The sequence below is a fragment of the Amycolatopsis halotolerans genome, assembly GCF_042647905.1.
Classification (GTDB): Bacteria; Actinomycetota; Actinomycetes; order Mycobacteriales; family Pseudonocardiaceae; genus Amycolatopsis; species Amycolatopsis halotolerans.
The window spans coordinates 87,673-113,956 of sequence record NZ_JBHRWI010000004.1 but is presented as its reverse complement, the minus strand read 5'-3'; the positions used below and the strand labels follow the sequence as shown (position 1 = coordinate 113,956).

Annotated in this window: 22 protein-coding genes, 2 tRNA genes and 1 other RNA gene; 10 read left to right on the top strand and 15 right to left on the bottom strand. The window is 68.6% G+C overall.

Annotation, left to right across the window (positions count from 1 at the left end; genetic code table 11):
* Positions 1–121: 121 nt before the first annotated feature.
* From hutI to hutH, 5 genes are read right to left on the bottom strand one after another with little or no spacing between them, the layout of a single operon-like run.
* The gene (hutI, locus tag ACFORO_RS03060) at positions 122–1,267 is read right to left on the bottom strand and encodes an imidazolonepropionase (protein WP_377869381.1); all 1,146 of its coding nucleotides are present in this window, start codon (positions 1,265–1,267) and stop codon (positions 122–124) included.
* Entirely contained in the window at positions 1,255–2,559 is a 1,305-nt protein-coding gene (locus ACFORO_RS03055) for a formimidoylglutamate deiminase (RefSeq protein WP_377869380.1), read from the bottom strand. The genes hutI and ACFORO_RS03055 overlap by 13 nt, the downstream gene beginning before the upstream one ends.
* Positions 2,556–3,752 carry an allantoate amidohydrolase gene (locus ACFORO_RS03050; RefSeq protein WP_377869379.1) on the bottom strand — a complete coding sequence of 399 codons (1,197 nt, stop codon included), beginning with the start codon at positions 3,750–3,752 and terminating at the stop codon, positions 2,556–2,558. Before ACFORO_RS03050 ends, ACFORO_RS03055 begins: the two co-directional genes overlap by 4 nt.
* Positions 3,749–5,410 (bottom strand): urocanate hydratase, encoded by a 1,662-nt coding sequence (gene hutU / locus ACFORO_RS03045; protein WP_354748355.1) that lies wholly within the window; start codon positions 5,408–5,410, stop codon positions 3,749–3,751. The genes ACFORO_RS03050 and hutU overlap by 4 nt, the downstream gene beginning before the upstream one ends.
* A gap of 2 nt (positions 5,411–5,412) precedes the next feature.
* Positions 5,413–6,939: a histidine ammonia-lyase gene (gene hutH, locus ACFORO_RS03040; RefSeq protein ID WP_377869378.1), complete on the bottom strand. Its 1,527-nt coding sequence runs from the start codon at positions 6,937–6,939 to the stop codon at positions 5,413–5,415.
* A 180-nt stretch (positions 6,940–7,119) separates the two neighbouring features.
* On the opposite strand from hutH, the gene ACFORO_RS03035 reads away from it, so the two are divergent.
* The gene (locus tag ACFORO_RS03035; protein WP_354748358.1) at positions 7,120–7,905 is read left to right on the top strand and encodes an IclR family transcriptional regulator; all 786 of its coding nucleotides are present in this window, start codon (positions 7,120–7,122) and stop codon (positions 7,903–7,905) included.
* Between the two features lie 2 nt (positions 7,906–7,907).
* Here the strand turns inward: ACFORO_RS03035 and ACFORO_RS03030 are convergent, their stop codons facing one another.
* Positions 7,908–8,909: a zinc-dependent alcohol dehydrogenase gene (locus tag ACFORO_RS03030; protein WP_377869377.1), complete on the bottom strand. Its 1,002-nt coding sequence runs from the start codon at positions 8,907–8,909 to the stop codon at positions 7,908–7,910.
* A gap of 26 nt (positions 8,910–8,935) precedes the next feature.
* Between ACFORO_RS03030 and ACFORO_RS03025 the strand changes: the two genes are divergently transcribed.
* From ACFORO_RS03025 to ACFORO_RS03010, 4 genes are all read left to right on the top strand, one after another.
* Entirely contained in the window at positions 8,936–11,524 is a 2,589-nt protein-coding gene (locus ACFORO_RS03025; RefSeq protein WP_377869376.1) for a helix-turn-helix transcriptional regulator, read from the top strand.
* 435 nt (positions 11,525–11,959) lie between these two features.
* On the top strand, positions 11,960–13,567 hold the full coding sequence (locus ACFORO_RS03020) for an AMP-binding protein (protein WP_377869375.1): 1,608 nt from the start codon (positions 11,960–11,962) through the stop codon (positions 13,565–13,567).
* Positions 13,564–14,241: a tRNA-dependent cyclodipeptide synthase gene (locus ACFORO_RS03015; RefSeq protein ID WP_377869374.1), complete on the top strand. Its 678-nt coding sequence runs from the start codon at positions 13,564–13,566 to the stop codon at positions 14,239–14,241. The genes ACFORO_RS03020 and ACFORO_RS03015 overlap by 4 nt, the downstream gene beginning before the upstream one ends.
* Before the next feature lie 15 nt (positions 14,242–14,256).
* Positions 14,257–14,997 carry a class I SAM-dependent methyltransferase gene (locus tag ACFORO_RS03010; RefSeq protein WP_377869373.1) on the top strand — a complete coding sequence of 247 codons (741 nt, stop codon included), beginning with the start codon at positions 14,257–14,259 and terminating at the stop codon, positions 14,995–14,997.
* A gap of 387 nt (positions 14,998–15,384) precedes the next feature.
* On the opposite strand, the gene ssrA is transcribed toward ACFORO_RS03010, so the two are convergent.
* Positions 15,385–15,759, bottom strand: a transfer-messenger RNA (tmRNA) gene (gene ssrA, locus ACFORO_RS03005).
* A 177-nt stretch (positions 15,760–15,936) separates the two neighbouring features.
* Between ssrA and ACFORO_RS03000 the strand changes: the two genes are divergently transcribed.
* The 5 genes from ACFORO_RS03000 to ACFORO_RS02980 all read left to right on the top strand — a co-directional run bounded on the left by ACFORO_RS03000 (position 15,937) and on the right by ACFORO_RS02980 (position 20,182).
* Complete coding sequence (locus ACFORO_RS03000) at positions 15,937–16,629, top strand: sensor domain-containing protein (protein WP_354748370.1); 693 nt, start codon at positions 15,937–15,939, stop codon at positions 16,627–16,629.
* Positions 16,626–17,759, top strand: coding sequence for a sensor histidine kinase (locus ACFORO_RS02995; protein ID WP_354748372.1), 1,134 nt, complete (start codon positions 16,626–16,628; stop codon positions 17,757–17,759). Before ACFORO_RS03000 ends, ACFORO_RS02995 begins: the two co-directional genes overlap by 4 nt.
* 57 nt (positions 17,760–17,816) lie before the next feature.
* Positions 17,817–18,458, top strand: a complete 642-nt coding sequence (locus ACFORO_RS02990; protein ID WP_009073303.1) for a response regulator transcription factor — start codon at positions 17,817–17,819, stop codon at positions 18,456–18,458.
* A gap of 101 nt (positions 18,459–18,559) precedes the next feature.
* Complete coding sequence (locus tag ACFORO_RS02985; RefSeq protein ID WP_344269261.1) at positions 18,560–18,778, top strand: hypothetical protein; 219 nt, start codon at positions 18,560–18,562, stop codon at positions 18,776–18,778.
* A gap of 102 nt (positions 18,779–18,880) precedes the next feature.
* Positions 18,881–20,182 (top strand): acyltransferase family protein, encoded by a 1,302-nt coding sequence (locus tag ACFORO_RS02980; RefSeq protein WP_377869372.1) that lies wholly within the window; start codon positions 18,881–18,883, stop codon positions 20,180–20,182.
* On the opposite strand, the gene ACFORO_RS02975 is transcribed toward ACFORO_RS02980, so the two are convergent.
* The 8 genes from ACFORO_RS02975 to ACFORO_RS02940 form a co-directional block, all read right to left on the bottom strand.
* Positions 20,172–21,068: an amidohydrolase family protein gene (locus ACFORO_RS02975; protein ID WP_377869371.1), complete on the bottom strand. Its 897-nt coding sequence runs from the start codon at positions 21,066–21,068 to the stop codon at positions 20,172–20,174. The genes ACFORO_RS02980 and ACFORO_RS02975 overlap by 11 nt on opposite strands.
* Positions 21,065–21,547 carry an SsrA-binding protein SmpB gene (smpB, locus tag ACFORO_RS02970; RefSeq protein WP_116206697.1) on the bottom strand — a complete coding sequence of 161 codons (483 nt, stop codon included), beginning with the start codon at positions 21,545–21,547 and terminating at the stop codon, positions 21,065–21,067. Before smpB ends, ACFORO_RS02975 begins: the two co-directional genes overlap by 4 nt.
* Before the next feature lie 140 nt (positions 21,548–21,687).
* Positions 21,688–22,581: a permease-like cell division protein FtsX gene (ftsX, locus tag ACFORO_RS02965; protein ID WP_037359041.1), complete on the bottom strand. Its 894-nt coding sequence runs from the start codon at positions 22,579–22,581 to the stop codon at positions 21,688–21,690.
* 45 nt (positions 22,582–22,626) lie between these two features.
* Positions 22,627–23,316: a cell division ATP-binding protein FtsE gene (ftsE, locus tag ACFORO_RS02960; protein ID WP_009073292.1), complete on the bottom strand. Its 690-nt coding sequence runs from the start codon at positions 23,314–23,316 to the stop codon at positions 22,627–22,629.
* Positions 23,317–23,414: 98 nt separating this feature from the next.
* Positions 23,415–24,518 carry a peptide chain release factor 2 gene (gene prfB, locus ACFORO_RS02955; protein WP_377869370.1) on the bottom strand — a complete coding sequence of 368 codons (1,104 nt, stop codon included), beginning with the start codon at positions 24,516–24,518 and terminating at the stop codon, positions 23,415–23,417.
* Between the two features lie 64 nt (positions 24,519–24,582).
* Entirely contained in the window at positions 24,583–25,083 is a 501-nt protein-coding gene (locus tag ACFORO_RS02950) for a PadR family transcriptional regulator (RefSeq protein ID WP_344268867.1), read from the bottom strand.
* A gap of 240 nt (positions 25,084–25,323) precedes the next feature.
* Positions 25,324–25,397, bottom strand: a tRNA-Met gene (locus ACFORO_RS02945).
* Between the two features lie 763 nt (positions 25,398–26,160).
* A tRNA-Met gene (locus ACFORO_RS02940) sits at positions 26,161–26,234 on the bottom strand.
* Positions 26,235–26,284: the final 50 nt, after the last annotated feature.

Here is a 26,284-nt window from a genome sequence, read left to right as displayed (position 1 = left end):
CGCCGGGCGCTTGGAAACAGAGCGAGTGGATCGTCCAGCCTAACCCATACCGGACAATGGTCTTTCGCGCGTCCTGTTCCCTTTCACGTTAGCGCAGCCGCGGACTCGGTCGCCACCCGGATTAACGCAGCTTTGCCCCTTTCCGCCACACCGAGTGGGTCAACGGGACCCCGGGCCGATAAGCGAGATGCGTGGTGGACGGAGCGTCGAGTACGTGCACATCCGCCCGCGCACCCGGCCGCAGATACCCGACGTCCTCGCGGCGAAGCGCCCGCGCGCCACCGGCGGTCGCCGACCACACGGCCTCGTCGACAGTCATCCGCATCTGCAGCACCGCTGTCGTTACGCAGAAGGCCATCGACGTGGTGTACGAACTGCCCGGATTCGCGTTGCTGGCCAACGCGACCGTCGCACCAGCGTCGAGCAGCCGCCGCGCCGGAGCGAGCGACTGCCTCGTGGACAGATCGCACGCGGGCAACACCGTCGCGACCGTGTTGGACGACGCGAGCGCTTCAACGTCGGCATCGCTCAGGTACGTGCAGTGGTCGACGCTCGCCGCATCCAGCTCCACCGCCAGCCGCACTCCGGGACCCTCGCCGAGCTGATTGCCGTGCACCCGCAGCCCAAGCCCGCGCTCCGCCGCTGCCTTGAGCACCCGCGCCGACTGCGCCTCGTCGAACGCACCGGTCTCGCAGAACACATCGGCCCACCGCACGTGCGGCGCGACCGCGTCCAGCATCTCGCCGCACACCAAGTCCACATAGGACTCCGCGTCGGCACCCGGAGGCACGAGGTGCGCCCCGAGGAAGGTCACCTCATCCGCGACCGCACCGGCGATCCGCGCCGACCGAGTCTCGTCAGCGACATTGAGGCCGTACCCGGTCTTCGTCTCCAGGCAGGTGGTGCCCTGCGCAGCCGCTTCCTCGACATGTCGACGGAGATTCGCCGCCAGCTGCTCGTCCGAAGCCGCCCGCGTCGCCTCGACGGTGACCGCGATTCCGCCTGCCGCGTAGGCCTGTCCGGCCATCCGCGCCTCGAACTCGGCGGTGCGATCGCCCGCGAACACGAGGTGGGTGTGACTGTCCACCCACCCGGGCAGCACCGCGCGGCCCTCGACGTCGATGCGCTCGTCGGCGTCCGGAGCCTGTGCGGCCGGACCGACCCACGCGACAGTCTCGCCGTCGAGCACCAACGCGGCATCGCGGAGTTTGCCCAGTTCCTGGTCGTTCGTGGTGAGCTCGCCGATTCCGGTGATCAGAACTGCCACAGCGCCTCGATCTCCTTGGCCAGTAAGGTTTCCGGTCGTTCGATCAGCACGTGCGCGCCGTCGCGCACCACTTCCCGCCCGGCCACCACCACGGTACGGACATCCGCAGCCGCAGCGGCGAACAGCACGCCGGACGGTTCGATCCCGGCCGTGCGCACGGTGTCCGTCGCGACGGTGACCAGGTCAGCCCCAGCACCAGCCGTGAGAGTGCCGGTCTCCGGCCAGCCCGCGGAGATGTGCTCGGTCCCGGCGGTGAGCAGTTCCTCCGCAGTGAACCGGCCGCGTTCCTCACTGGCGAGCCGGTCGTCCAGCTCCAGCGCGCGGGTCTCCTCGAACGCGTCGACCACCGCGTTGCTGTCGCTCCCGATACCGAGCCGTGCGCCCGCGTCGAGCAGACTCCGGGCTGGTCCGATGCCGTCGCCGAGGTCCCGTTCGGTGGTCGGGCAGAAGCACGCGCCGCTCTTGGAATCGCCCAGCCACATGATGTCCTGCTCGGTCAGGTGCGTCGCGTGGACCGCGGTGAGCCGCTCGCCGAGCACGCCGTAATCCCAGAGCAAACCGGTCGGCGTCCACCGGTACGCGGCCTCGCACTGCTCGTTCTCCGCGCGCTGTTCGGACAGGTGGATGTGCAACGGCCGGTCCTTCGGCACCGCGCTGTCCACCTTCGGCAGCTCGTACTCCGGCACCGCGCGCACGGAGTGGATCGCCCCGCCGACCCGGAACAGGTCGTCTTCCTTCAGCAGCGCGACGCGTTCCGCCCACTTCTCCGCGGAACCGTCCGAAAACCGCTGCTGCACCTCGTCCGGCGGCACGCCGATGCCGCCCGCGAGATAACAGGTGTCGAGCAGGGTCATCCGGATCCCGGCGTCCCGCGCGGCCTGCCGCAGCGCGTCGCCCATGGCGTTGGGCGACGCGTACGGCTTACCGCCCGGCCCGTGGTGCAGGTAGTGGAACTCGGCGACGCTCGTGTACCCCGCCAACACCATTTCCGCGTAGACGCCGCGGGCGAGCCGGTAGTACGAATCCGGATCGAGCCGGGCCGCGAGCGAGTACATCCGCTCCCGCCACGTCCAGAACGTGCCCCGCTCGTGGTGCGTCCGGCCGCGCAACGCGCGGTGGAACGCGTGCGAGTGGCCGTTGGCGAACCCGGGCAGAGTTAGTCCATTGAGGACAGTTCCGGTCCGCTCCGCACCGGCGACCGCCGAAACGATCCGGCCGTCGGCGATCTCGATCCGGACCGCGTCCGCGACACCCTCGGGCAGCCAGGCCCGTTCGCACCAGTATGTGGTCATCTCGCGAGCCGCTCCAGCACCTCGGCGAGCGCCCTCGCGCCAGCCTCGACGTCGTCCGCCTCGGCGAATTCCTCCGGCGCGTGACTGATCCCGGTCGGATTGCGGACGTACAGCATCCCGGACGGCACGAATCCCGCCAGGATCGCCGCGTCGTGCCCGGCACCGGTGGGCAGCTCGGGCGGAGCGCCCAGCCACTCCCCCAGCGACCGCCGCAGCGACTCGTCGAACACCACGTCGTCGGAGTACGACTCGCGCGTGACGGCGAGCTGACACCCCTCCGCTTCCGCAGCTTCCTGCGCCGCCCGGGTGATCTCCTCGACCAGCTCTGGCGTGGAGGTGCCCGGCACCCGCGCGTCCAGCCACAGGTCCACAGTGGACGCGATCACGTTCGTCCCGCCCGGCGTGGGCACGAGCCGTCCCACTGTCGCCCGCGCGTCCGACAGCTTCCGCGCCAACCGCCGCACCGCTCCCACGGTCTCGGCGGCGGGCAGCATCGGATCCACGCGATCCGCGAGCAACGTCGCGCCCGCGTGGTTTCCCTGTCCGGCAAACGAGAACCGCCACCGGCCGTGTGCGATCACCGTGTTGCCGACCGCCACCGGCGATCCGAGATCGATCAGCCCCCTGCCCTGTTCGACGTGCAGTTCCAGGAACTGCCCGATCAGCCCGAGCCGGTCCGGGTCCGCGCCGACGCGGTCGACGTCCAGCCCGGCCTTCGCGGCGGCCTCGGCGAACGTGACGCCGGACGGATCCCGCAGCGCCCGGGCCCGGTCCGCGTCGATCGTCCCGGTGAGCAGCCGCGAACCGAGACACGGCACGCCGAAGCGCCCGCCCTCCTCCTCGGCGAACACGACCACCGCGAACGGCTTGTTCGGACGGAACCCCTTGGCCTGCAACGCTTCCACTGCCGCCAGCGCGCTCACGACGCCGAGCGGCCCGTCGAACGCGCCACCGCCCGGCACCGAGTCCAGGTGGCTGCCGGTGACGACCGCGTCCGCGCCGGGAGCGCCCCACCACGCCCACAGGTTGCCGTTGCGATCGGTCTCGACGTCGAGGCCCAGCTGCTGCGCCCGTTCGACGAACCACGTGCGCAGGTCGTGCTCCGGCGAATCGAACGCGTGCCGCGAGTAACCGCCGCGCCGGGCGTCGCGCCCGACGTCGGCGATCTCGCCGAGCAGCCCGGATGCGGTCACGCCTGCTCCCGCATCGGCACCCGCACGCCACGCTCGTCGGCGACCTCGGCCGCGCGGTCGTACCCAGCGTCGACGTGCCGGATGACGCCCATGCCCGGGTCGTTCGTGAGCACCCGCTCCAGCTTCTGCGCCGCCAGCGGCGTGCCGTCCGCGACGGACACCTGCCCGGCGTGGATGGACCGGCCCATGCCGACCCCGCCGCCGTGGTGAATGGACACCCAGCTCGCGCCGGACGAGGTGTTGACGAGCGCGTTGAGCAGCGGCCAGTCTGCGATAGCGTCGGAACCGTCGGCCATGCCCTCGGTTTCGCGGTACGGCGAGGCGACGCTGCCCGAGTCGAGGTGGTCGCGGCCGATCACGACCGGGGCCTTCAGCTCGCCGCTGGCCACCATCTCGTTGAAGCGCAGGCCGGCCAGGTGCCGTTCGCCGTAGCCGAGCCAGCAGATCCGGGCGGGCAGGCCCTGGAACGCGACCCGCTCGCCGGCCAGCTTGATCCAGCGGGCCAGCGATTCGTTCTCCGGGAACAGTTCGAGCATCGCGCGGTCGGTCGCGGCGATGTCCTCCGGGTCGCCCGACAGCGCGGCCCAGCGGAACGGTCCGTTGCCCTCGCAGAACAGCGGCCGGATGTAGGCGGGCACGAAACCGGGGAAGTCGAACGCGCGCTCGCAGCCGCCGAGTTTCGCTTCGCCGCGCAGGGAGTTGCCGTAGTCGAACACCTCGGCGCCACGGTCGAGGAACCCGAGCATCGCGTCGACGTGCTCGGCCATCGACTCGCGCGCCCGGTCGGTGAACTCGTCCGGCTTCTTCGCCGCGTAGTCCTGCCAGTCGTCCACGCTGATGCCCTTGGGCAGGTAGGACAGCGGGTCGTGCGCCGAGGTCTGGTCGGTGACGATGTCCACCTCGACGTCGCGGCGCAGCAGCTCCGGCAGCAGCTCGGCGGCATTGCCGACGACGCCGACCGACAGCGGACGCCGTTCCTTCTTCGCGGCCGTGACCCGCCGGATCGCGTCGTCCAGGTCGTCGGCCACCTCGTCGAGGTACCGGTGCTCGACACGGCGGTGCGCGCGCTGGGCGTCGACCTCGATGCACAGCGCCACGCCGTCGTTCATCGTGACCGCCAGCGGCTGCGCGCCGCCCATGCCGCCGAGACCGGCGGTGACGGTGAGCGTGCCGCGCAGGGTTCCGCCGAAGCGCTTCTTCGCCACCGCGGCGAACGTCTCGTAGGTGCCCTGCAGAATGCCTTGCGTGCCAATGTAAATCCACGAACCGGCGGTCATCTGGCCGTACATGGTGAGGCCCTGCTGCTCGAGCCGGCGGAACTCCGGCCAGGTCGCCCAGTCGCCCACCAGGTTCGAGTTCGCGATCAGCACCCGCGGCGCCCACTCGTGCGTGCGGAACACGCCGACCGGCTTGCCGGACTGGACCAGCAGCGTCTCGTCCTGCTCCAGCGCGGTCAGCTCGCGGGTGATCGCGTCGAAGCTCGCCCAGTTGCGCGCGGCACGGCCGGTGCCGCCATAGACGACCAGGTCGTCCGGCCGCTCGGCGACCTCTGGGTCGAGGTTGTTGTGGAACATCCGCAGCGCGGCCTCGGTCTGCCAGTTCTTCGCGGTCAGCGAGGTGCCCCGGGCGGCGCGGACGGTACGGGCGGTGCTTGTCATGCTCAGGCCTCCAGTTCGGCCGCGGCCAGGACAGCGCCCGACCGCACGAGTTCTTCGGCGGCCGCGATCTCGGGCGCCAGGTGACGGTCGGGGCCAGGACCCTCGACCTTGGTGCGCAGCAGGTCCCGGACGCGTCCGGTGACCGGCGAGGGCTGCAGCGGCGCGCGGAAATCGAGCGCGCGGGCCGCGGTGAGCAGTTCGACGGCGAGCACGGTGGTCAGGCCGTCGACCGCCTTGCGCAGCTTGCGCGCGGCGGACCAGCCCATGGACACGTGGTCCTCCTGCATCGCGCTGCTCGGGATCGAATCGACCGAGGCGGGCACGGCGAGCCGCTTGAGCTCGCTGACCACGGCGGCCTGCGTGTACTGCGCGATCATGTGCCCGGAGTCGACGCCGGGGTCGTACGCGAGGAACGGCGGCAGCCCGTGCGAGCGTGCCTGGTCGAGCATCCGGTCGGTACGGCGTTCGGCGATGCTCGCCACGTCCGCCACCGGCACCGCGAGGAAGTCGAGCACGTACGCGACCGGCGCGCCGTGGAAGTTGCCGTTCGACTCCACCCGGCCGTCGGCCAGCACCACCGGATTGTCCACAGCGGACCAGAGTTCCCGCTCCCCGACCAGTTCCGCGTGCGTCAGCGTGTCCCGCGCGGCTCCGTGCACCTGCGGCGCGCACCTCAGCGAGTACGCGTCCTGCACGCGGTTGCAGTCCGGACCGCGGTGGCTTTCCACGATCTTCGACCCCTGCAGCGCCGCGAACATCCGCGCCGCGCTGGTCGCCTGACCCGGGTGCGGCCGCAGCGCCTGCAGATCAGCGGCGAACGCGCGATCCGTGCCCAGCAACGCCTCGACGCTCATCGCCGCGGTGAGGTCCGCGACGTCCAGCAGCCGGTGCAGATCGGCCGCGGCGAGCAGCAGCATGCCGAGCATGCCGTCGGTGCCGTTGGTGAGCGCGAGGCCCTCCTTCTCGGCCAGCACAACCGGTGTGATCCCGGCCGCGTTCAAGGCGTCCGCGGCGGGCTTCCGCTCGCCCGCGTGGAACACCTCGCCCTCGCCCATCAGCGCCAGCGCGACCGCGGCCAGCGGCGCGAGGTCGCCGGAGCAGCCGAGCGAACCGTACTCGTGCACGACCGGCGTGATGTCCGCGTTGAGCAGCGCCGCAAGCGTTTGCGCCGTCTGCGGGCGCACGCCGGTGTAGCCGCTGGCCAGCGTGCGCAGGCGCAGCAGCATCAGGGCGCGCACCACTTCGGTCTCCACCGCGGGCCCGGCGCCCGCGGCGTGCGAGCGGATCAGGCTGCGCTGCAGCGCGGTGCGGCTCTCGACGGGAATGTGGCGCGTGGCGAGCGCGCCGAACCCGGTCGAGACCCCGTAGGTCGGCGACGTGGCGTCGGCGAGGTCTTCGATGTGCTGGCGAGTGGCGGCGAGGTTCTTCTCGACCGCCTCGGCGAGCCCGACGTGCGCGTGCCCGCGGACGACGTCGACGACCTGCGCCGCGGTCATCGGCTTCGAGCTCAGGAGGACTGGTTCCGGCATGCCGCCATTGCACCTCCCGGCGGGCTCCGGCGACAGTGCGGAGTTGGCGGTAGTGTCTGGCATCCAAGACAACACGTGGCGAGAGCCTCAACTACCGGAGCGAAGGGACCCCTCATACTCCGTCTGGGCGGTGCGAGGGGTCCCCTCGCACCATTTCCTGAGGAGGCGGAGGAGTCCCCGGTGAGCAGTTCCGACGTTCCCGCCCTGCGCAACGGCCTCTCCGTGCTGCGCCTGCTGGCCGGCCACGCGGGCCCGGTCTCGGCGGCGGCCGTCGCCCGCGACCTCGACCTGCCCCGGTCGACGACGTATCACCTGCTCAACGAACTGACCGCGGCCGGTTTCGTCACCCACCTGCCCGCCGAACGCCGCTACGGCCTCGGCATCGCCGCCTTCGAACTCGGCTCGGCCTACCTGCGCCACGACCCGCTGGAGCGGCTTGCCGGACCGCTGCTGCGCAAACTGGTCGACCGCATCGGCCACACCGCCCACCTCGGCGTCCTGCACGGCAACGAATCGCTGTACCTGATCAAGGAACGCCCAGCCCGCCCCGAAACGCTGGTCACCGACGTCGGCGTACGCCTGCCCGCACACCTGACCGCCTCCGGCCGCGCGATGCTGCAGCATCTGCCAGCCGCACACGTCCGCGCCCTGTTCCCAGCCGCCGCGTCGTTCGTCTTGCGCACTCCGCGCGGCCCCAATTCGCTGGCCGCGCTACGCCGCACCTTGGCCACCGAACGCCGTCTGGGCTGGTCAGTGGAAGACGGCCACGTGACAGCGGGCTTCGCCTCTGTCGCCGCCCCAGTGTTCGACCATGGTTCCAGGCCGATGGCCGCGATCAGCGTGACGCTGCGACACCTCTGCCCAGACGACCGTCCCTGCGAAGAGACCTTCCCCGTTCTAGCCGAAGCCGTCGCCGCGACAGCCGCGACGCTCACCACCCACATCGGCGGCAACCGGCCGGAATGAGATCAGGGTTCGAGGACCACCTTGATCGCCCCAGCCACACGGTCACCCGCGACACGGAACGCCTCCCGCGCGTCCTCAAGCGGATACCGGTGGGTGATGATCGTCCGCGCCAGTTCGGGATTCCCGGCCAGCATTCCCGCGACCTCCCCGACCTCCCGCACTCCGTCGTGGCGGCCGTAAGCGATGCTGCTGACGTAGGTCAGCTCCTTGACCTGGCTCACCGCACTGCCCGGAACCGGCATCCGGTCCAGGTAGACACCTAACGGAACGATCCGCCCGCCCGGCCGAGCGGCCTCCGCAGCCCGATCAAGGCTGGTCGCGCTCCCCGCCGCGTCGATCACCACGTCGTACACACCGTTCGGCCGACCGAATCCGAGGCGTTCAGCCGCCTCCAACTGCGCGGGGTGCCGGGCTTCCAAATCCGCTTCGAACCCTTGGCTGCGGGCGGCCGCGGCGGCCAGCAATCCGATCGAACCGCCACCAACCACGAGGATCCGTTCCCCCTCACGAGGCTGCGCGCGCCGCACCGCGTGCCAGGCCACCGCGCCGGGTTCGATCAGGCACGCGTCCCGGACGGACAGCTCCGGCGGCAACGCCAGCAGCGTGTACTCGGGCACGACGATCCGCTCAGTCATCCCTCCGTCGCTGAAGACCCCGAGGTTCCCGTGCCCCTCCTCAGTGCACCGCTGCGGATGGCCCGCGCGGCACTCGTCGCAGGCTCCGCCGTAGACGGTCGGCTCGACGAAGTACGCCTGGCCGGAGTCGTCCACTCCGGCGAACTCGTGGCCGTAGACGAATCCCATCACGCCGGAGCTGGCGAGCAGCACGTCTGTCCCGCAGATCCCGGCGGAAGCGACGGAAATCCGCACCCCCGGTTCGTCCGGCTCGCCGACCTTCACGACGCGGATGCCTTCGCCGGTGTTCACGACTGCCTGCACGTACTTCTCCCCTGGTCCGATCGGTTCCTCCTCAGCCTGTGCGAGCACGAGGTGAGCGGCACTCACCCCATCAGGGTGATTTGATCGACGCCATGAAAGTCGTACGACGGCCGGTGCTGTTCGAACGGCTCGCCGCGGCAGCGCGGGTGACGGTGGTGTCCGCGCCCGCGGGCAGCGGGAAAAGCATGCTGGTCCGGTCGTGGCTCGAGGATGCGAACCTGACCGACCGCGTTGCCTGGGTCAGCTCGCGCGAGACGTTCTGGCCGACGGTGCTCAACGCGCTCCGCCACGCCAGCCCACTCGTGCGACCGCTCACCCCAGCACCGGATCTCGACGCGTCGGCGATGGTGGAACGCCTGCTCACCGACCTCGCGCCGCTGACGGAACGGCTCTGGCTGGTAATCGACGACGTGCACGAACTGAGTGCCGCCGACGCCCGCCAACTCGAACTGCTAGCCCTCCGTGCCCCGGCACGACTGCGACTCGTCCTGATCACGCGGCACGAGCTCCGGGGGCTGCACCGCGTGCGGCTGGACGGCGAGCTGACCGAAATCCGCGCGGCCGACCTCCGGTTCACCCTCGACGACGCGAGACAGCTTCTGGACTTCGCCGAGGTGAGGGTGTCCGGGCAAACGCTTGCGTCGCTGTTGGACCGGACCGAAGGCTGGGTCGCCGGGTTGCGACTGGCGGCCCTATCCCTTGCCGGACACCCGGATCCGGAACGGTTCGTCGCCGAATTCTCCGGCAGCGAGCGGACTGTGGCCGAGTACCTGCTGGAGGAAGTGCTGGAACGGCAGACTCCCGAAGTACGGGAGTTGTTGCTGCGGACGTCGATTCTCGAGCAGGTCAACGGAGAACTGGCCAACCTGCTCACCGGCAGCACGGGCGGTGAACGCATCCTCCAGGATCTGGAGCGAGCGAACGCCTTCGTGCACTCCGTCGACACCGGACGCACGTGGTTCCGCTACCACCGGTTGTTCGCCGGTCTCCTGCGCCTCGAACTGCGCCGCACCGCGACGGACGAAGCCGCATTGCACCGAGCCGCCGCCGAATGGCTCGCCTCCAACGGACATCCGACCGAGGCGATCCGGCACGCCCAAGCCGCGCGGGATTGGCCGCTCGCCACGCGGCTGCTAGCCGACCACTGGCCAGCCCTCCATCTCGACGGCCGATCCGCCACCGCACACGACCTGCTCACCGGGTTTCCCGCGGAAGTCATTGCGGCACAAGCAGAACTCGCGACCCTCCGCGCCGCGGACGAACTGGCGCACGGCTCGGTCGAGTCCGCACAGCGATATCTGGACCAGGCAGAGCGAAATGCAGTCGCCGAAGACCGGCGAGAACAGGCGTCCTTCTTACGCGACCTCGTCCGGCTCATGCTGGCGCACCGTCTCGGCGATCTGCCCGCGGTGTCCGGATTGGCCCAGCGACTGCCCGCGCTCAACGAAGACCTGCGCGCGCTAGCCCTGATCAGCCTCGACAGCCCGGAATACTGGACTGCGAACTTCGCGGGCGCACGGCGTCACCTGGAACGCGGGCGCACCCGCGAACAGCGGCCGTACCTGGAGTTCAGCAGCCTCGCCTATCAGGCGGCGAACGAGTTCTTCCTGTCCTTTGACCAGGCCGCCGACCACGGCGGGCAAGCCGTCGCGCTGGCCGAACGGCACGGCTGGACGGACGAACCGGCCGCCGGGGTCGCGTACATGACGCTCGGCGCGGTCCTTGCGTGGCAAGGACTTCTCGACGAATCGCAGCGATGGGTCCAGCGTGCCGAGCGGACGATCCGGCCCGAAGCCCAACCGCTGGCCGGGATGGGCATCGCGCACGTCCGCGCGACACTGGCGATGGCACGCGGCCGGAACGCCGAGGCGGTGGCCGCTTTCAGCGTCGCCGACCGGCTGGCCCGGCTGCTGACCGCGCCGAACCCGATGACGCTCGCCATGCGCGGTTTCCAGCTGCAGGCCCTGGTCCGGCTCGGCGAAACCGAGCGCGTCGAAGGGATTGTCGCGAGCTTCGACCGCCGTTATCGCGACCACGGCGAAGTGCGGATCGTGCGCGCGATGCTGCATCTCGCCGCCGCCGATCCGCTTGCCGCGTCGGACGCTCTCGCGCCGGTGCTGGACCGCTCCGCGCCGGTGGTCTGGCCGACCTGGCGAACCCAGGCGTACCTGCTGGAAGCCGTCGCCCAGGACGCGCTCGGGCACGCGACCGCCGCCGGGCACGCCCTCGAACGCGCGCTCGATCTCGCCGAACCGGACGGCGCGCTGGTCTGGTTCCTGCTGCACCCGACGCCGGATCTGCTCGACCGCCACGCCGCACACCGCACCCGGCACGCCGGGCTCATCGCCGGCATCCGCGGTCTCCTGGCCGGACGGGCTTTCTCGACACCGGCACCGCTGCTGGATCCGTTGAGCGAAGCCGAAATCCGCGTGCTGCGGTACCTGCCGACCAACCTGTCGATCCCGGAAATCGCCGGCGCGCTGACCGTCTCGCGGAACACGGTCAAGACACACGTCCGGAATCTCTACCGGAAACTCGGCGCGCACCGCAGAGCCGCGGCAGTCGAACAAGCCCGCACGACCGGACTGCTCGCGCCGTCCTTGAGTGAAGCCCACCTCCCGGCAATTCCCCAGAAAATAAACGCTAGCCCCAGAACGTCCTCACGAACGAGCATACCTTAACCGAAGCGCGCACCCGCGCAACCGCCTCTTTCCAGCCGCGACAAAACCGACACAACGGCACTTCAGCGTCACCGCGCCGGTTCCCCCACTTGTCGCAATACTCGAGTTGGCCGGTCCCAACGGACGATTGACAGTCACTATCCGCTCAGGTATAGCTCTTAATGGGTTTAAAGCGAAACTCAAAACATCAGGGGGCTTGAGTGGATTCGCTTCAGCACGTTTCTGCCTGTTCGCTTACCGGCCACCGGTAGGCCATCTTCACTGATCCGGGCGTCGCGGGGGCGATGCCCGGATCAGCTTTGCGCTGCCAGCCGAACATTCCCTCCAGTGATTCGAGCGTCATTCGAGTCGCTGCGATTACCCTTGCCCGCATTTGGCCAAGGGCGGCGAGCGGCCTCGTAATGCCGCATTCCACCGCATAGGAGCACTTCACCGATGAAACCGAACTGGGCTTTCAACCTGGGCGAACTGTTCGATCACCGAAGCAGTTCCGGCAAGCCCATGACGTTCCACCTGTCCCGGCCGCTGGACATCGACCGGGAAAGCCGCTCGACCCTGGACCTCCCCGCGCTGGCCGCACTGGTCAAGGACTCCGCGGGCGTGCTGAGCAAAGCGGGCGTGAAGCCCGGCGATCGAGTGGTCGTCTACAAGGCCAATCATTTCGACTGCATTCTGCTCGCCGCCGCGATCGCCCGGATCGGCGCGGTCGCCGTGATGCTGTCCGGCATGCTGGGAAAGGAAGCGGTACAAGCCCTGATCCGGCGCGTAGCACCGGCGGCGGTCGTGACTGACGCGGAACGCATCGAACGCGCGGAAATCTCGCCAGCGGTGTTCCCCGATCTCGCCGGAAAGATCTTCAGCGTCAACGGCGATTCCCCGCACGCACAGACCTACGCGGACCTCAAAGCCGAGCCGCACCCGCACCCCGTCCCGCGCCGCGACGACGAACTCCTGATGCTCACCCACACCTCGGGCACCACCGGCATCCCCAAGCTGATCATCTTCCCGCCGGCCACCATTCAAAAGCAAATGGCCAGGCTGGAATGCCGCCATTTCCCGCCCCTGACGTTCCGCCGCAACGACGTCGTGGCCATGTTCACGCCCTACGTGCACGCGCGAGCCTTCACCTGGATCTATTCGGTGCTGACGCTGTCCCCGGCCACCGTTCTGGTCATGGACGACAGCTCCCCGGACGTAGTCGACCGGGTTTTCCGCCGCTACCGGCCGACTTTCATGGAAGCGCTGCCCATCGACTACGCGGCCATGGCCCCGCTGATCCGCACCGGCGCGGACAACCCGTTCGCCCGCATCCGCCTGTTCGCCGGGAACTTCGACGCGATCCGCTGGCCGGTCATCCGCCGTTTCCTGAACGCGTCCCGGCACCCGTTCCCGCTCTGGCGCGACGGTTACGGCCAGTCGGAAACCGGCGGCATGGGCATGACCGTGCTCTCGCGCCGCTCCGCGAACCGCCCGCGCGACCACAAACCGGGTCCGCGCGTCGTGGGCCGCCCCATGCCCGGTTTCGTCACCCTCAAGATCGTCGACCCCGTCACCTTCGAACCGGTCGACCGCGGCCGCCCCGGCCTGGTACTGGCCAAAACAAAAGCCCGCTGCGCCGGCTACTACGGCGAACCCGAACGCTGGAAGGAAAAACTGGTGGGCGACTGGTGGAACACCGGCGACATCGGCATCCTCACCCCGACCGGGGCGTTGAAGATCGTGGACCGGGAGGTCAACGTCTCGTCCGGCATCGGGTACCTGGAATTCGAAGACACCCTGGTGGACCGCCTGCCCGAAGGCTCCGACGTGGCCATCCTCCCGCGCGAGAACGACGTGCCCCTCCCCGTCGTCGCGACCCGGGACGGCCGCCTGGACGAAACCGACTGGTCCCGAGCTTGCACCGGCCTCCCCGACCTGGCGGACCCAGTAGTCATCGCGACGGCGGACATGCCAAGAACGGCAACCGGAAAAATAGTCCGGGAAGAACTCCGCCGCACCCACCTGAACACCGCGGCCACCCCCGGCTCCGGACGCTGGACATGATCAGCAACGGCTTCAGCGTGGAACCCCTGACCACGTCCTGCCGAGAAGTCTGGGAATCCCGCCGCCACGCGGTTTTCGGCGTCAGCCCAGGAAACAGCTACTTCAACGTGGACCGCCTGCGCGGCACTTTGGACTGGCTGCAAACGGAATTCAAGCAAATCGACGTCATCATCCCCGACAGCGCCCTGAAACACACCTTCACCGCCCTGGGCTACGACGAGGCCAAAGCGGCGAAGAAGGCCAGATCGGAAACCAACGTCCTGCGAAACCGAGTACTCCGAGCCTGGACCGACCTGGGCGGCCCAAGACCAGCCGACGGCCTGCACCGCATGTCCGAACTCTCGGCAAGCCCTGTCTACACAGAGGCCCTGGCGCACTGCGCCCACCTGACCGCGACAGACCCCACCCTGTCCGCCGCCAGCACAGAAATGACCAAAGAAGTCCTGGCCGCCAAAGGCTTAACGGGCGATGCCACCCCCGCCCAAATCGCCGAAGCGAAAAACTACCTCATCGCCGAACTGCCATTTTTCGTGTCTTCGTGCAGAATCTTCGACGTAGACGCCTCCCTCAATTTCTATCACCAGCCCCTCCCGCTGGCGAACGTGATCTTCTCGGACACCTCAGCCCTGAAACCAGACCCCGGCCAGGGCTACGCCACCATCCGCCCCGCCTGAACACGGAGACCTCGCATGACCGAATCCGTAGACCAGTACGACCAGGTAGCCACCACTTTCGCCGACGTAGAAGCAGTAATCAGCTTCGTCCGGGAAAACCTGGAATGGCCCTCATTCCAAGAACTCCTGGGCGACCTGAGTGGCCTGCGAGTACTGGACGTAGGCTGCGGCGAAGGCAGCTTCACCCGCCGCATCAAACAACTAGGCGCCGCCCAAGTAGTGGGCACCGACCTGTCCCCCGGCATGATCGCCCTGGCGGAACAAGCAGAAGCGCGCAACCCGCAAGGCATCACCTACGAAGTACAAGACCTGGCGACAATGCCGCCCCAAGGCGAGTTCGACGTGGTAACGGCCATCCACGTCCTGCACTACGCGGACACCCGGAAAACCATGCAAACCATGGCGAACACCATGCAAGCCAACCTAAAACCCGGCGGCCGCCTAGTCGTCCTGAGCGCGAACGCGGACTCAAGCGAAGAATCCGAAACCGCGGCGGGCTTCCGCACGCACCGCCCCGCCAACCCCCAGGAAGGCGACAAGTTCAAAGTAGCCGTCCTGACGACCCCGCCAACAGAAATCGAAGTACACCACTGGCCCACGGCAACCATCGTGGACGTCCTGCGCACCGCGGGCTTCACCAACATCGCCTGGGCCCCGGTAAAACCGTCGGCCACCGTCGCCCCCGCCGACCAAGACCGAGCCGCCCGCTGCGCGAAAAACCCGACAAGCCTAACCCTGACCGCCACAAAGCCGTAGCCCCGCGGAGAACCCGGCTCGCGCTCAACCCGACCGCGAGCCGGGCACCCAACAGAACCCACTAGTCAAGGCGCCAAGAACTTTCAACGACACCACCCGGCGCAGCCCGCGCCGACCAGTACCCCCGCCGACCCGAACTCCGGCACCCGTCACGAACACGCGCCTGCCATCCCCACCAGCTGCCACCCCAACAGCAAAGCCAAGCCCGCAGCGGACACCACCGCTCCACGACCCTGACGGCAACCGTCCCACAAAACGCGCCCACCACGATGGGGGTCCAGGGGGCGCAGCCCCCTGGCGGGGCTTTGGGGGTCCGACCCCCAACGGAGATGACGAAGAAGAGCCCTGGCCCACGCGTAAAGCGTGGGCAGGGCTCTCCCGCGAATCGAGTGGAGGTGCCGGGAATTGAACCCGGGTCCTCTAGCGCCTCCTCAAGGCTTCTCCGTGCGCAGTCCGCTCTGTCTCTGCTTGGCCCCTTCAGTCACGCGAACAAGCTGAAGTGACGAGCCCAGCCACTGTTTGCTTCCCAACCAGGCCCCGTGGCCGGGACTGGAGGTGAGCCTCCTAGCTGATGCCGGAAACCGGGTCGGAGGCGACCCCGGGCCGACAGACTTGCTCTACTGCGATCAGGCAGCGAGAGCGAAGTCGCGCTGGCTATTGGCCTTGGCGCTTATTAGGTTGCGATGACGCTTACGGTGGTCTCTCGCCTGCACCGGCACGCTTCCCTTGATTCAACGTCCAGAGTCGAAACCGTTCACCCCCTTGTAGGTGCTCGTAACCTACCCATCATAACTCCCCCGGCAACCCGATAATTCCGGCATGGGCAAGCAGCCGGGGTAGGGCTGTCCCCACCTCGAAGATGCCCGCTCGCCCCCTGGTTGCCCGGCACGGGTCCGGCCATGCTGAGCAGGTCAGTTTCCGCAGTGAGGGAGCCCCGCCATGGTCACCGTGCCCGCCGGTCGCAGTTTCGGGCGCCGCACTCCGCCGTTGGGCGGGGCGCTGGCTTATCTGCTGCTCAACCTGCCCATCGGCATCCTCTCGTTCACGCTGATCGTGACGCTCGCTTCGGCCGGGTTCGGGACGCTCATCGTGTGGCTGGGCGTTCCGCTGCTCGCGCTGCTCATCCTGTTCGCGCGGATCGCGGGCCGGGTCGAGCGGGGGCGGGTGTTCGCGCTGCTGGACGTGTACGTCGACGACCCCTACCTTCCGCTGCCGCCGTCCGGGCAGAAGCAGCGCTGGCTGACCCGGCTGAAGGACCCGGCGACGTGGCGCGACCTGTCCTACCTGTTCCTGCTCTTCCCGCTCGGCCTGGTGGAGTTCGTGCTGGTCGTGACGGTGTGGGCGGTCAGTTTGGGCCTGGTCACGCTGCCGATCTACTACCGCTTCCTTCCGGACGGCGTCTACGCCTTCCCGAGCTACGATGTGCAGTGGTTCGTCGTCGACTCGACGGTGACCGCGCTGCCGTGGGCGGCGCTGGGGGTGCTGTTCGCCGCGATCGCCGTGGCCCTGACGAAGGGGCTGGCGGCGCTGCACGCGGCGTTCGCGACCGGGCTGCTGCGGCCCACGGTCGCCCAGCGGCGTCGCATGGAGCGCTCGTGGAACGAGATCGACGGGATCACGGTGGCCGGATGACTTCGCAAGACCCGCCTCCGGAGCAGCCCCGTCCGAATCCGGCCCGCACGATCGCGTACATGATTCCGTCGTTCGTGCTGCGGCTGCTGCAGTTCATCCTCATCGTGGTCGGCGGCACCGTCGGCACGGCGACGCTCATCATCTGGATCGGCTTCCCGATCCTGCTGGCCGTCACCGGGTTCATCCGCTGGTCAGGCGACCTCGAACGCCGCTGGGCCCGCCGGATGCTCGGCACCCCGCTGGCACCGGTCGAGCGGCTTCCGCTGGAGGGGCAGTCGCTGACCCGCCGCTGGCTGACCCGGCTGTCCGACCCGACGACCTGGCGCGATCTGGCGTACCTGATGGTCGCGTTCCCGCTGTCGATCGTCGAATTGCCGATCGCGATCGCGTCGATCGTGCTGCTGCCGATGGCGATCTGGGTGACGCCGTGGCTGGGCTGGCTGCACGGCAACCTGGCGCTGTCGATGCTGGGCCCGAACCGCACGAAGAAGCTCGAAAAGAAGGCTGAGCACCTGCAGGCGTCGCGGGCTCGTGGCGTGGACGCCGCGGAGGCCGAGCGCCGCCGGATCGAGCGTGACCTGCACGACGGCGCGCAGCAGCGGCTCGTGGCGGTCGCGATGAGCCTCGGCCGGGCGAAGTCGAAGTTCGACAACGACCCGAACGCGGTGCGCGACCTGATCGACGAGGCGCATTCGGACGCCAAGCTCGCCGTTTCCGAGCTGCGCGACCTCGCCCGCGGCATCTACCCCGCCGTGCTCGGCGACCGCGGTCTCGACGCGGCTCTGTCCGCGCAGGCCGCGAAGTCGCCGATCCCGGTGGACGTGCACGTCAACGTCGAGCCCCGGCCGCCGGCCGCGGTCGAGACCACGGCCTACTTCATCGTCGGCGAGACCCTCACCAACATCGCCAAGCACTCCGGCGCGACCGAGGCGACGGTGAAGGTGTGGCGTTCGGAAACGCACGTCATCACCGAGATCACCGACAACGGCCACGGCGGCGCCGAGGTTCGCCATGGCGGCGGGCTCGCCGGGCTGGCCGACCGAGCGGCGACCATCGACGGCGTGATCACCGTCGTGAGCCCGGTCGGCGGGCCGACGGTCATCAGAGCGGACCTGCCGTGTCAATGGTGACCCGTCCGTGAGTGAATAGCCTCCGGGAGCTTTTCACTCACGGACCTGGGGGCTTTGATGCGAGTAGTGATCGCCGAAGACGCCGTGTTGCTTCGGGCGGGGGTCACCCGGTTGCTCGCCGACGAGGGCATCGAGACGGTCGCCGCGGTCGACAACGGCGACGATCTGCTCGGCGCGATCACCGAACACCGTCCTGACCTGGCGATTGTCGACGTCCGGATGCCGCCGACGTTCACCGACGAGGGCTTGCGCGCGGCGTTGGCGGCCCGCAAGGAGATCGCTGGCCTGCCGGTGCTCGTGCTGTCCCAGTACGTCGAGGAAAGCTACGCGGTCGAGCTGCTGTCCGGCGGGGCCGGCGGCGTCGGCTACCTGCTGAAAGAGCGCGTCGCCGACGTGGACGAGTTCCTGGACGCGGTCCGTCGCGTCGCGGACGGCGGCACCGCCATCGACCCCGACGTCATCGCCCAGTTGATGGCCCGCGGCCGCCGCAACCCGCTCGATTCGCTCACCGCGCGTGAGTCCGAGGTACTCGGACTGATGGCGCAGGGACTGTCCAACAACGCCATCGCGAACTCGCTGGTCGTGTCGCACGGAGCGGTCGAAAAGCACATCGGCAACATCTTCTCGAAGCTCGGCCTCGAGGCCAGCTCCGAAGAACATCGCCGGGTCCGCGCGGTGCTGACCTACCTTGGCCGTTGAACCTGGCCGCTGAAACCCCTCACTCGAACTGACGGCAGCCCGGGCGGGCCTGCCTCGCCTACCATGGACTGATGCCGCCCGAACCGAGCGAGGAGAGCCCGATGTCCGACCGCAGCGTCCGCTTCTTCGGCGGCCCGCTCGACGGCCGGGTGCAGGAACTCGCCGACGAGGAACCGGTTCCGGGCACCGTCGTGCGCCACATCCACCTGCACGGCGGCCCGAAAATCGAGACGCGGTACGAACTCGGCCTCACCGAGGACGGCTGGGCGTACCGGGTACAGGCGCACGAATCCGAACCGGAACCGGACACCCTCCCCTAGGGAGGTAGGGCAAACCCCACCTCGCACCCCCTGCTGGCCTGAACCCCTTTTCGGTGGTCTGCACCGCTGTTTCCGCCCCCGGAAGCCGACAAGCTCTTCAGCATGACGACGAGCCAGCTGCCGACCCGCGCCCCACGGGCGTCCCGGGACAAGTTTCTCGACGTGGTGCGCGCCGGAGCGATCCTCGCGGTGGTCGCGCAGCACTGGACGATGCCGGTGCTTTCCTTTTCCGGCAACACTCTTTCCACCGGCAACGCCCTCGCGACGCCGGGCTGGTGGATCATCACCTGGGCCTCGCAAGTGATGCCCCTCGTCTTTTTCGCCGGCGGCGCGGCGAACCTGATCTCCTTGCGCCGCGCGGAATCCACCCGCGCCTGGTTCGCCGGACGGGTGCGCCGGCTGCTCGTTCCGGTGCTGCCGATCATGGCGGTGTGGCTCGTCGCGCCGGATCTGTTGCACGGTTTGGGAGTTCCGCCACAGCCAGTGCAAGTGGCCAGCGCGATCGCCGCGCAGCTGCTGTGGTTCCTGTCGGTCTACCTGCTCACCGTGCTGCTCACGCCGCTGATGGTCGCCGCGCACCGGCGCTGGGGTCTCGCGGTGCCGGCGGTGCTGGCCGGACTGGGCGTTCTCGTTGACGTGGCGCGGTTTTCCGACCTCGGCCTGATCGGGTACGCCAACGCCGTCATCGTCTGGGTCGCCGTGCACCAGCTCGGTTTCCACTACGTCGAAGGCCGCCTCGGCTCGCTCAGCCGCCGCGCCGCGCTCGCCGTGTCCGCCGCCGGTTTCGGGGTGACGGCGCTGCTGGTCGCGTTCGGTCCGTACCCGGCGAGCATGATCGGCATGCCGGGCGCGCCGGTGTCCAACATGAGCCCGCCGACCGTCCTGCTGCTGTTCCTGGCGCTCGGCCAGATCGGGTTCCTGCTGGCTTTCCGCGAGAAGCTCGTCTCGCTCCCCCGCGTCACGGCCGCGCTCAGCTGGCTCAGCCCGCGGTTCATGTCGGTCTACCTGTGGCACATGCCGGCGCTGGTCGTGGTTTCCGGAGTGACCGTGTTCGGCCTCGGCTACTCGACGCCGACCCCGGGTACGTCGATGTGGTTCCTCATGGCGCCCGCCTGGTTCGCGGTGTGCGGCGCGGTGCTGCTGGGCCTGCTGCGGCTGTTCGAGCGCTTCGAGACGCAGCCGGACGGCCTGGTCGTGACCGCACGGACGCCGCAGCTGGTGCTGGCGGGCCTGCTCGCCTCTGGCGGTCTTCTCGGCTTGGCCGCGCACGGGTTCGCACCGCTGCGCGACGGCGTGCTGAACGGTCCGCTGCCGTGGGTGGCGCTGGTCGCGGCCGGGTTCGCGCTGGCCGGACGTCAGGTGTCGCTGCCGCGCGGCCGGGCCCTCGTGGCGGTCAAACGCTGAGCAGCTTCGCGGGGGTGTCGTGCAGCACCGCTCGCAGGAACGGCTCGCCAAGGCGATCGTCGGCTGCCCAGCCGGCGATCGCCTTCAGCTGTGTGGCGTAGGAGTACGGGATGTTCGGGAAGTCGGTGCCGAGCACGACGCGGTCGGCCACCTCGGCCAACCGGACCGTCCAGTCCGGCGGCAGCGGCGACATCGCCTCCGCGAACGGCACGCCGACCATGGTGGTGTCCAGGTGCACCCGCGGGTAACGGGCCATCAGCTCGAACGCGGTGGTGAACTGGGGCATCGCCGCGTGCGCGAGGACGGCGGTGAGCCGCGGATGCCGTCGCAGGACTTCCTCGAACACCTCGAGCCCGGTGAAATCGCCGCGCAACGGCCCGTGTCCACAGTGGATCACCACCGGTACGCCCGCTTCGGACAGCGCACCCCACACGCCATCGAGCAGCTCGTCACGCGGGTCGTACGCGCCGACCTGAACGTGCGCCTTGAAGCACCGGGCCCCCGCACGCAACGCACTGTCCACATAGGATGCCGCGCCCGGCTCCGGGTAGAACGTGCCAGTCGGCACCGCTTCCGGCACCTGCTCGGCGAACTCCAAAACCCAGGACGTGAGCCACTCCGCCATGCCCGGCTTGTGCGGGTACACCAGCGGCGCGAAGGCTTTCACGCCCAGCGTGCGCAGCGTTTCGATCCGCTCCGCCTCAGGCGTGCGGTAGTGGATCGGCCAGGGCGTGCCGTAGTGCTGCTCAGCGCGGTCGAAATACGCCCACACCTTGTCCAGCACGGGCTTCGGCAGGAAGTGGACGTGCAGGTCGACGATCCCGTCGAGGCCGAGCCCGGCGATCCAGCCCGGGACGTCGGCGTCGGCGGCCGGGCCCGCGCTCACTCCGTGAACCGGCCCTTCAACGCCCGCCCCATCGCGCGGCTGATGTCCTTCTGCGCGTCGCGTTTGGCGAGCGACTGGCGCTTGTCGTAGGCCTTCTTGCCCCGGGCCAGCGCGATCTCGACCTTGACCTTGCCGTCCTTGAAGTACATCGACAGCGGCACCAGCGACAGACCGCTTTCCTTGGTCTTGCCGATGAGCCGTTCGATCTCGCGCCGGTGCAGCAGCAGCTTGCGCGTGCGCCGCGGCATGTGGTTGGTCCAGGTGCCCTGGGTGTACTCGGGGATGTGGACGTTGCGCAGCCACACCTCGCCGTCGTCCACCGTCGCGAACGCGTCCACAAGCGACGCTTTGCCGGCCCGCAGGCTTTTCACCTCTGTGCCCACCAGCACCATCCCGGCCTCGTAGGTGTCCAGGATGGAGTAGTCGTGCCGAGCCTTGCGGTTCGACGCGATGACCTTCTGTCCACGTTCCTTGGGCATACCGGCCAGTTTACGTGGCGTCCAGACGATCAAGCACGCCGGTTTACGGCCGGTCACCCGGCGAAGTCAGTGCTGCTGGAGACGCACGAACCGCCCGGCGAAAACGTTCGCCGGGCGGTTCGGAGGCGGAGAGAAAGCGGCTAGTGGCGCACGTACAGGCGCAGCGTCACGTACCCGGTGATCGCCGAGATCACGATCGACACCGCCAGCAGGATCGGCGCGACCGGGAACAGCACCTCGAGCGTGGTGATCTGCGGGAACACTTCGCCGGTGAAGACCGTGTCGAGGAAGGACAGCTTCGTCAGAAGCAGGAACACCACCCCGAGCACGGCGCCGACCGTGCCGGCGACCACCGCCTCCAAGAGGAACGGCAGCTGGGTATACCACCGCGTCGCGCCCACCAGGCGCATGATGCCGACTTCCGTCCGCCTCGTGAACGCCGAAACCTGAATAGTGTTCGCGATCAGCAGCAGCGCGGCGACGGCCATGATGAGCGCCATCACGAACGCGATGTTCCGGACCCCGTTGAAGACGTTGAACACGCGGTCGAGGAACTTCTTCTGGTCGTCGACCTTCTTGACGCCGGGCTGGCCGGTGTACTGCTTGATGATCGCGTCGGACCGGTCCGGGTCCTTCAGCTTCACCTGCAGCGACGCGGGCAGCGCCTCGGGGCCGGTCAGCTCGAGCAGTTCGGGCTGGCTCGCGAAGATCTTCTTGAACCGGTCGTAGGCCTGGTCGCGGTTCTCGTAGACGACCGACTCGACACCGGGGTTGTTCTGCAGCGACTGGCGGAGCCCGTTGCAGAGTGCCTGGGTGCAGTTCTTGTCGTTCGCGCTCACGTCGTCGACCAGCGAGACCGAAACCTCGACTTCGGCGAGGAAGTTCGCCTTCATCTTGTCGATCGTGCGCACGGCGAGCAGACCGCCGCCGAGCATGGCGAGCGAGACCGCGGTGGTGAGGATCATCGCGATGGTCATCGTGACGTTCCGGCGCAACCCGGTGACGACCTCGCTGAAGACGAAACTGGCTCGCATCGCTCTAGTAATTCCTTGGGTCGGGGCGGAAAAGGGCGGGGTGCGTCAGCGGCCGATGCCGTAGACGCCTCGGGCGTCGTCGCGGATCACGCGACCGAGCTGCAGCTCGACGACCCGCCGCCGCATCGAGTCCACGATGGAATGGTCGTGCGTGGCCATCAGCACGGTGGTGCCGGTGCGGTTGATCCGCTCCAGCAGCAGCATGATGTCCTGGCTGGTGTCCGGGTCGAGGTTCCCGGTGGGCTCGTCGGCGAGAAGCACGAGCGGGCGGTTCACGAACGCGCGGGCGATCGCGACGCGCTGCTGCTCGCCGCCGGAGAGCTCGTTGGGCAGCCGGTCGGCTTTGCCGTCGAGGCCGACGAGTTCGAGCACCTCGGGCACGACCTTGCGGATCGTGGGCCGCGGTTTCCCGATGACCTCGAGCGCGAACGCCACGTTTTCCGCGACGGTTTTGTTGGCCAGCAGCCGGAAGTCCTGGAACACGCAGCCGATGGTCTGGCGCAGGCGGGGGACCCGGCGCCGGGCGAGCTTGGCGACGTCGAAGTTCGACACCATGACCCGCCCCTTGGAGGGCACCTCTTCCCGCAGCAGCAGCCGCAGGAACGTCGACTTCCCGGAACCGGACGGGCCGATGAGGAAGACGAACTCACCCTTGTCGATCTCGACCGACACCCGTTCGAGGGCGGGACGGGTCGAGGTCTTGTAGACCTTGGAAACCTCTTCGAGCCGGATCACGGTTCGGCATCCTACCCATGGGCCCCGTTAAGCCCGGGTTGCCGGTGCCTTGGGCGGCCCGCGCCTCGTCCCGGCGCGGGTCGCCGCCGCCTCGCGGATCAGACCGCGTTCGCCTGCTTGCGCCAGCGGATTCCGGCTTCCAGGAAGCCGTCGATGTCGCCGTCGAGGACCGCGGTGGGGTTGCCGACCTCGAATTCCGTACGCAGGTCCTTGACCATCTGGTACGGGTGCAGCACGTAGGAGCGCATCTGGTTGCCCCAGCTGGAGCCGCCGTCCTTGAGCGCGTCCATTTCGGCCCGTTCCTCCTCCTTTTTGCGCTGCAGGAGGCGCGCCTGGAGGACCTTCATCGCGGCCGCCTTGTTCTGCAGCTGCGATTTCTCGTTCTGGCAGGAGACGACGATGCCGGTCGGGATGTGGGTCAGGCGGACCGCGGAGTCGGTCGTGTTGACGCTCTGCCCGCCGGGGCCGGACGAGCGGTACACGTCGACGCGGATGTCCTTTTCCGGGATGTCGACGTGGTCGACTTCCTCGACCTCGGGCAGGACCTCGACGTGCGCGAAGGACGTCTGCCGCCGGCTCTGGTTGTCGAACGGCGAGATCCGCACGAGGCGGTGGGTGCCCTGTTCGACCGAGAGCGTGCCGTAGACGTACGGGGCGGTCACCTTGAAGGTGGCGGACTTGATGCCCGCTTCTTCGGCGTAGGAGATGTCGAAGACGTCCGTGGGGTAGCCGTGCCGCTCGGCCCAGCGCAGGTACATGCGCAGGAGCATCTCGGCGAAGTCGGCCGCGTCGACGCCGCCCGCTTCGGAGCGGATGTTGACGACGGCGTTGCGGTCGTCGTATTCGCCGGACAGCAGGGTGCGGACCTCGAGCGCGTCGATGTCTTTGCCGAGGTCGGCGAGGTCGCCCTCGGCCTCGGTCATGCTGCCGCTGTCGCCCTCGTCGGCGGCGAGCTCGTAGAGGACGCCGAGGTCGTCGAGGCGCTGGCGCAGTTCGGAGACGCGGCGCAGCTCGGCCTGCCGGTGGGACAGCTGGCTGGTGACCTTCTGGGCTTCTTCGACGTTGTCCCAGAGGGTGGGGCTGGACGCCTGCTCCTCGAGCTCGGCGACCTGCGCCCGCAGCGCGTCGAGGTCCATCACCGACTCGATCTGGGTCAGCTTGCCGGTCAGGTCCTTCAGCGCCGCATCGAACTCATCACTCACGCCGGACAACGTTACGGCAAAACCCACGACCGGTCGCGAACCGGTCGTGGGGCCGTGGCGAAGCTCAGGCCTGCGGGATCGAGTCGAGCAGCTTCAGGGCGGCCTTGGCCTGCGCCTGGGCGAACTCGGCGACTGCCTTGGCGTAGGGGCCGTCGGCGGTCTTGGTGGCGTTCTTGGCCTCTTCGAGCTGCGCCTGATAGGTGGTGCGGGCGCTGTCGAGCAGGGCGCTGCGCTGTTTGGCCGTCAGGGAGCCGGCGTGCACGAGCCGCAGGATGAGCGGGCTGCGCAGGTGGTCGGGTCCGGCCTCGGACGTGAGCCACGTCTTGAAGGCCTTCTTGCCTGCCGCGGTGAGCACGTACTGCTGGCTCGAACGGGGTCCTTGCTTGCCGAGCCGGACGAGACCCTCTTTCGAGAGCGCCGGGAGCTCGCGGTAGACCTGGCTGCGGGTGACGCTGAAGAAGGCGCCGAAGCGCTCGTCGGCGCCCGAGACGAGCTGGCCGCCTGTGGCGGGGCCGTCATGGAGCAGACCGAGCAGAGCGGCGGCGGTTGCATTCAATTCGGACACCCCTCTACGGTCCCACTTATCCGCCGCTGTGTCCACAGTGGTCACGAATCAGTCCATTGTGGCCAGCGGCAACCCCTCTAACAGCCCAGTCCGCTGGTATGTCCACAATAGACTCTGCCACGCTCCGCAACCACCGCCGAAACGATCACCGCGCCGCAACCACCACCCGAGCGACGGCCAAATGGCGCACAAAAAAGCCGGGGCCCGTGCATCCGCACGAGCCCCGGCTTTGTATCCACGTAGCGGGGACAGGATTTGAACCTGCGACCTCTGGGTTATGAGCCCAGCGAGCTACCGAGCTGCTCCACCCCGCGTCGTTGTGAAAACAACAATACACCCCCCAAAACACCCCTTGACACCACCCCCCAAAACACCATCCCACCAGCAAAAACACCACAACCAACCCCCAGAGCCAGCCACCCCACCCCGCCCAACCCCCCACGAATCCCACCGCCCCAACAAACAACCCCCACACTTTCCGCACCCCACCCCCGGCACACACCGCCAATAACGGAATATTCCACCGCCCCAACGATTCCCGACCCTCTACAAGAGAACAACCAAGAGGTCTAAACCTGTCAAACCCACCCGATCCCCCACCACCCCAAAAAAACCCACCACCCCCAACGCCCCCACAGCCGCGCCGCAGCAGCTTGGCTCCCCGCCCTCCGAACCGAGCAAGTCTTCCGACCCCGACTAGACAGCACCGGATTGACGACTAGGTTTTTGCCCTCCAGGCGAGTTCAGATCCATTGGGCCGCCAAGGATCGCCCCCTCCCGAACCGGAGCACCCAGCAAGACCGCCCCACGCCTCACAACGAACGAACCCGTCGCAACCAACGAAGACCAACCGCCCCGAAAACAAACGCAAGCCCCGCACCCACCTCACCTGACCGGCCAAGCTCGCTCCGCGAGCAAAGGCCCCCACGACAAAGGTGAGGATCCAGTCCCGAAGCACCCCGGCCGGGGGTCCAGGGGGCTTGCCCCCTGGCGGGGGTCTGGGGGTTCGACCCCCAGAGGCAACAACGAAAGAGGCCCGTCTTCGCGCTTTTTGCGAAGACGGGCCTCTCACCTCTGTAGCGGGGACAGGATTTGAACCTGCGACCTCTGGGTTATGAGCCCAGCGAGCTACCGAGCTGCTCCACCCCGCGTCGTAGGACCTACCTTACGCCCTGGTTTCCAGCGGGCGCAAAGCAGGTGC

What these genes read in the sequence shown, in the direction of transcription:
- ACFORO_RS03055 (WP_377869380.1), bottom strand. Translation starts at nt 2,559, where the DNA reads ATGACCACATACTGGTGCGAACGGGCCTGGCTGCCCGAGGGTGTCGCG.
- hutU (WP_354748355.1), bottom strand. Translation starts at nt 5,410, where the DNA reads ATGACAAGCACCGCCCGTACCGTCCGCGCCGCCCGGGGCACCTCGCTG.
- hutH (WP_377869378.1), bottom strand. Translation starts at nt 6,939, where the DNA reads ATGCCGGAACCAGTCCTCCTGAGCTCGAAGCCGATGACCGCGGCGCAG.
- ACFORO_RS03025 (WP_377869376.1), top strand. Translation starts at nt 8,936, where the DNA reads ATGAAAGTCGTACGACGGCCGGTGCTGTTCGAACGGCTCGCCGCGGCA.
- ACFORO_RS03020 (WP_377869375.1), top strand. Translation starts at nt 11,960, where the DNA reads ATGAAACCGAACTGGGCTTTCAACCTGGGCGAACTGTTCGATCACCGA.
- ACFORO_RS03015 (WP_377869374.1), top strand. Translation starts at nt 13,564, where the DNA reads ATGATCAGCAACGGCTTCAGCGTGGAACCCCTGACCACGTCCTGCCGA.
- ACFORO_RS03010 (WP_377869373.1), top strand. Translation starts at nt 14,257, where the DNA reads ATGACCGAATCCGTAGACCAGTACGACCAGGTAGCCACCACTTTCGCC.
- ACFORO_RS03000 (WP_354748370.1), top strand. Translation starts at nt 15,937, where the DNA reads ATGGTCACCGTGCCCGCCGGTCGCAGTTTCGGGCGCCGCACTCCGCCG.
- ACFORO_RS02995 (WP_354748372.1), top strand. Translation starts at nt 16,626, where the DNA reads ATGACTTCGCAAGACCCGCCTCCGGAGCAGCCCCGTCCGAATCCGGCC.
- ACFORO_RS02990 (WP_009073303.1), top strand. Translation starts at nt 17,817, where the DNA reads ATGCGAGTAGTGATCGCCGAAGACGCCGTGTTGCTTCGGGCGGGGGTC.
- ACFORO_RS02985 (WP_344269261.1), top strand. Translation starts at nt 18,560, where the DNA reads ATGTCCGACCGCAGCGTCCGCTTCTTCGGCGGCCCGCTCGACGGCCGG.
- ACFORO_RS02980 (WP_377869372.1), top strand. Translation starts at nt 18,881, where the DNA reads ATGACGACGAGCCAGCTGCCGACCCGCGCCCCACGGGCGTCCCGGGAC.
- smpB (WP_116206697.1), bottom strand. Translation starts at nt 21,547, where the DNA reads ATGCCCAAGGAACGTGGACAGAAGGTCATCGCGTCGAACCGCAAGGCT.
- ftsX (WP_037359041.1), bottom strand. Translation starts at nt 22,581, where the DNA reads ATGCGAGCCAGTTTCGTCTTCAGCGAGGTCGTCACCGGGTTGCGCCGG.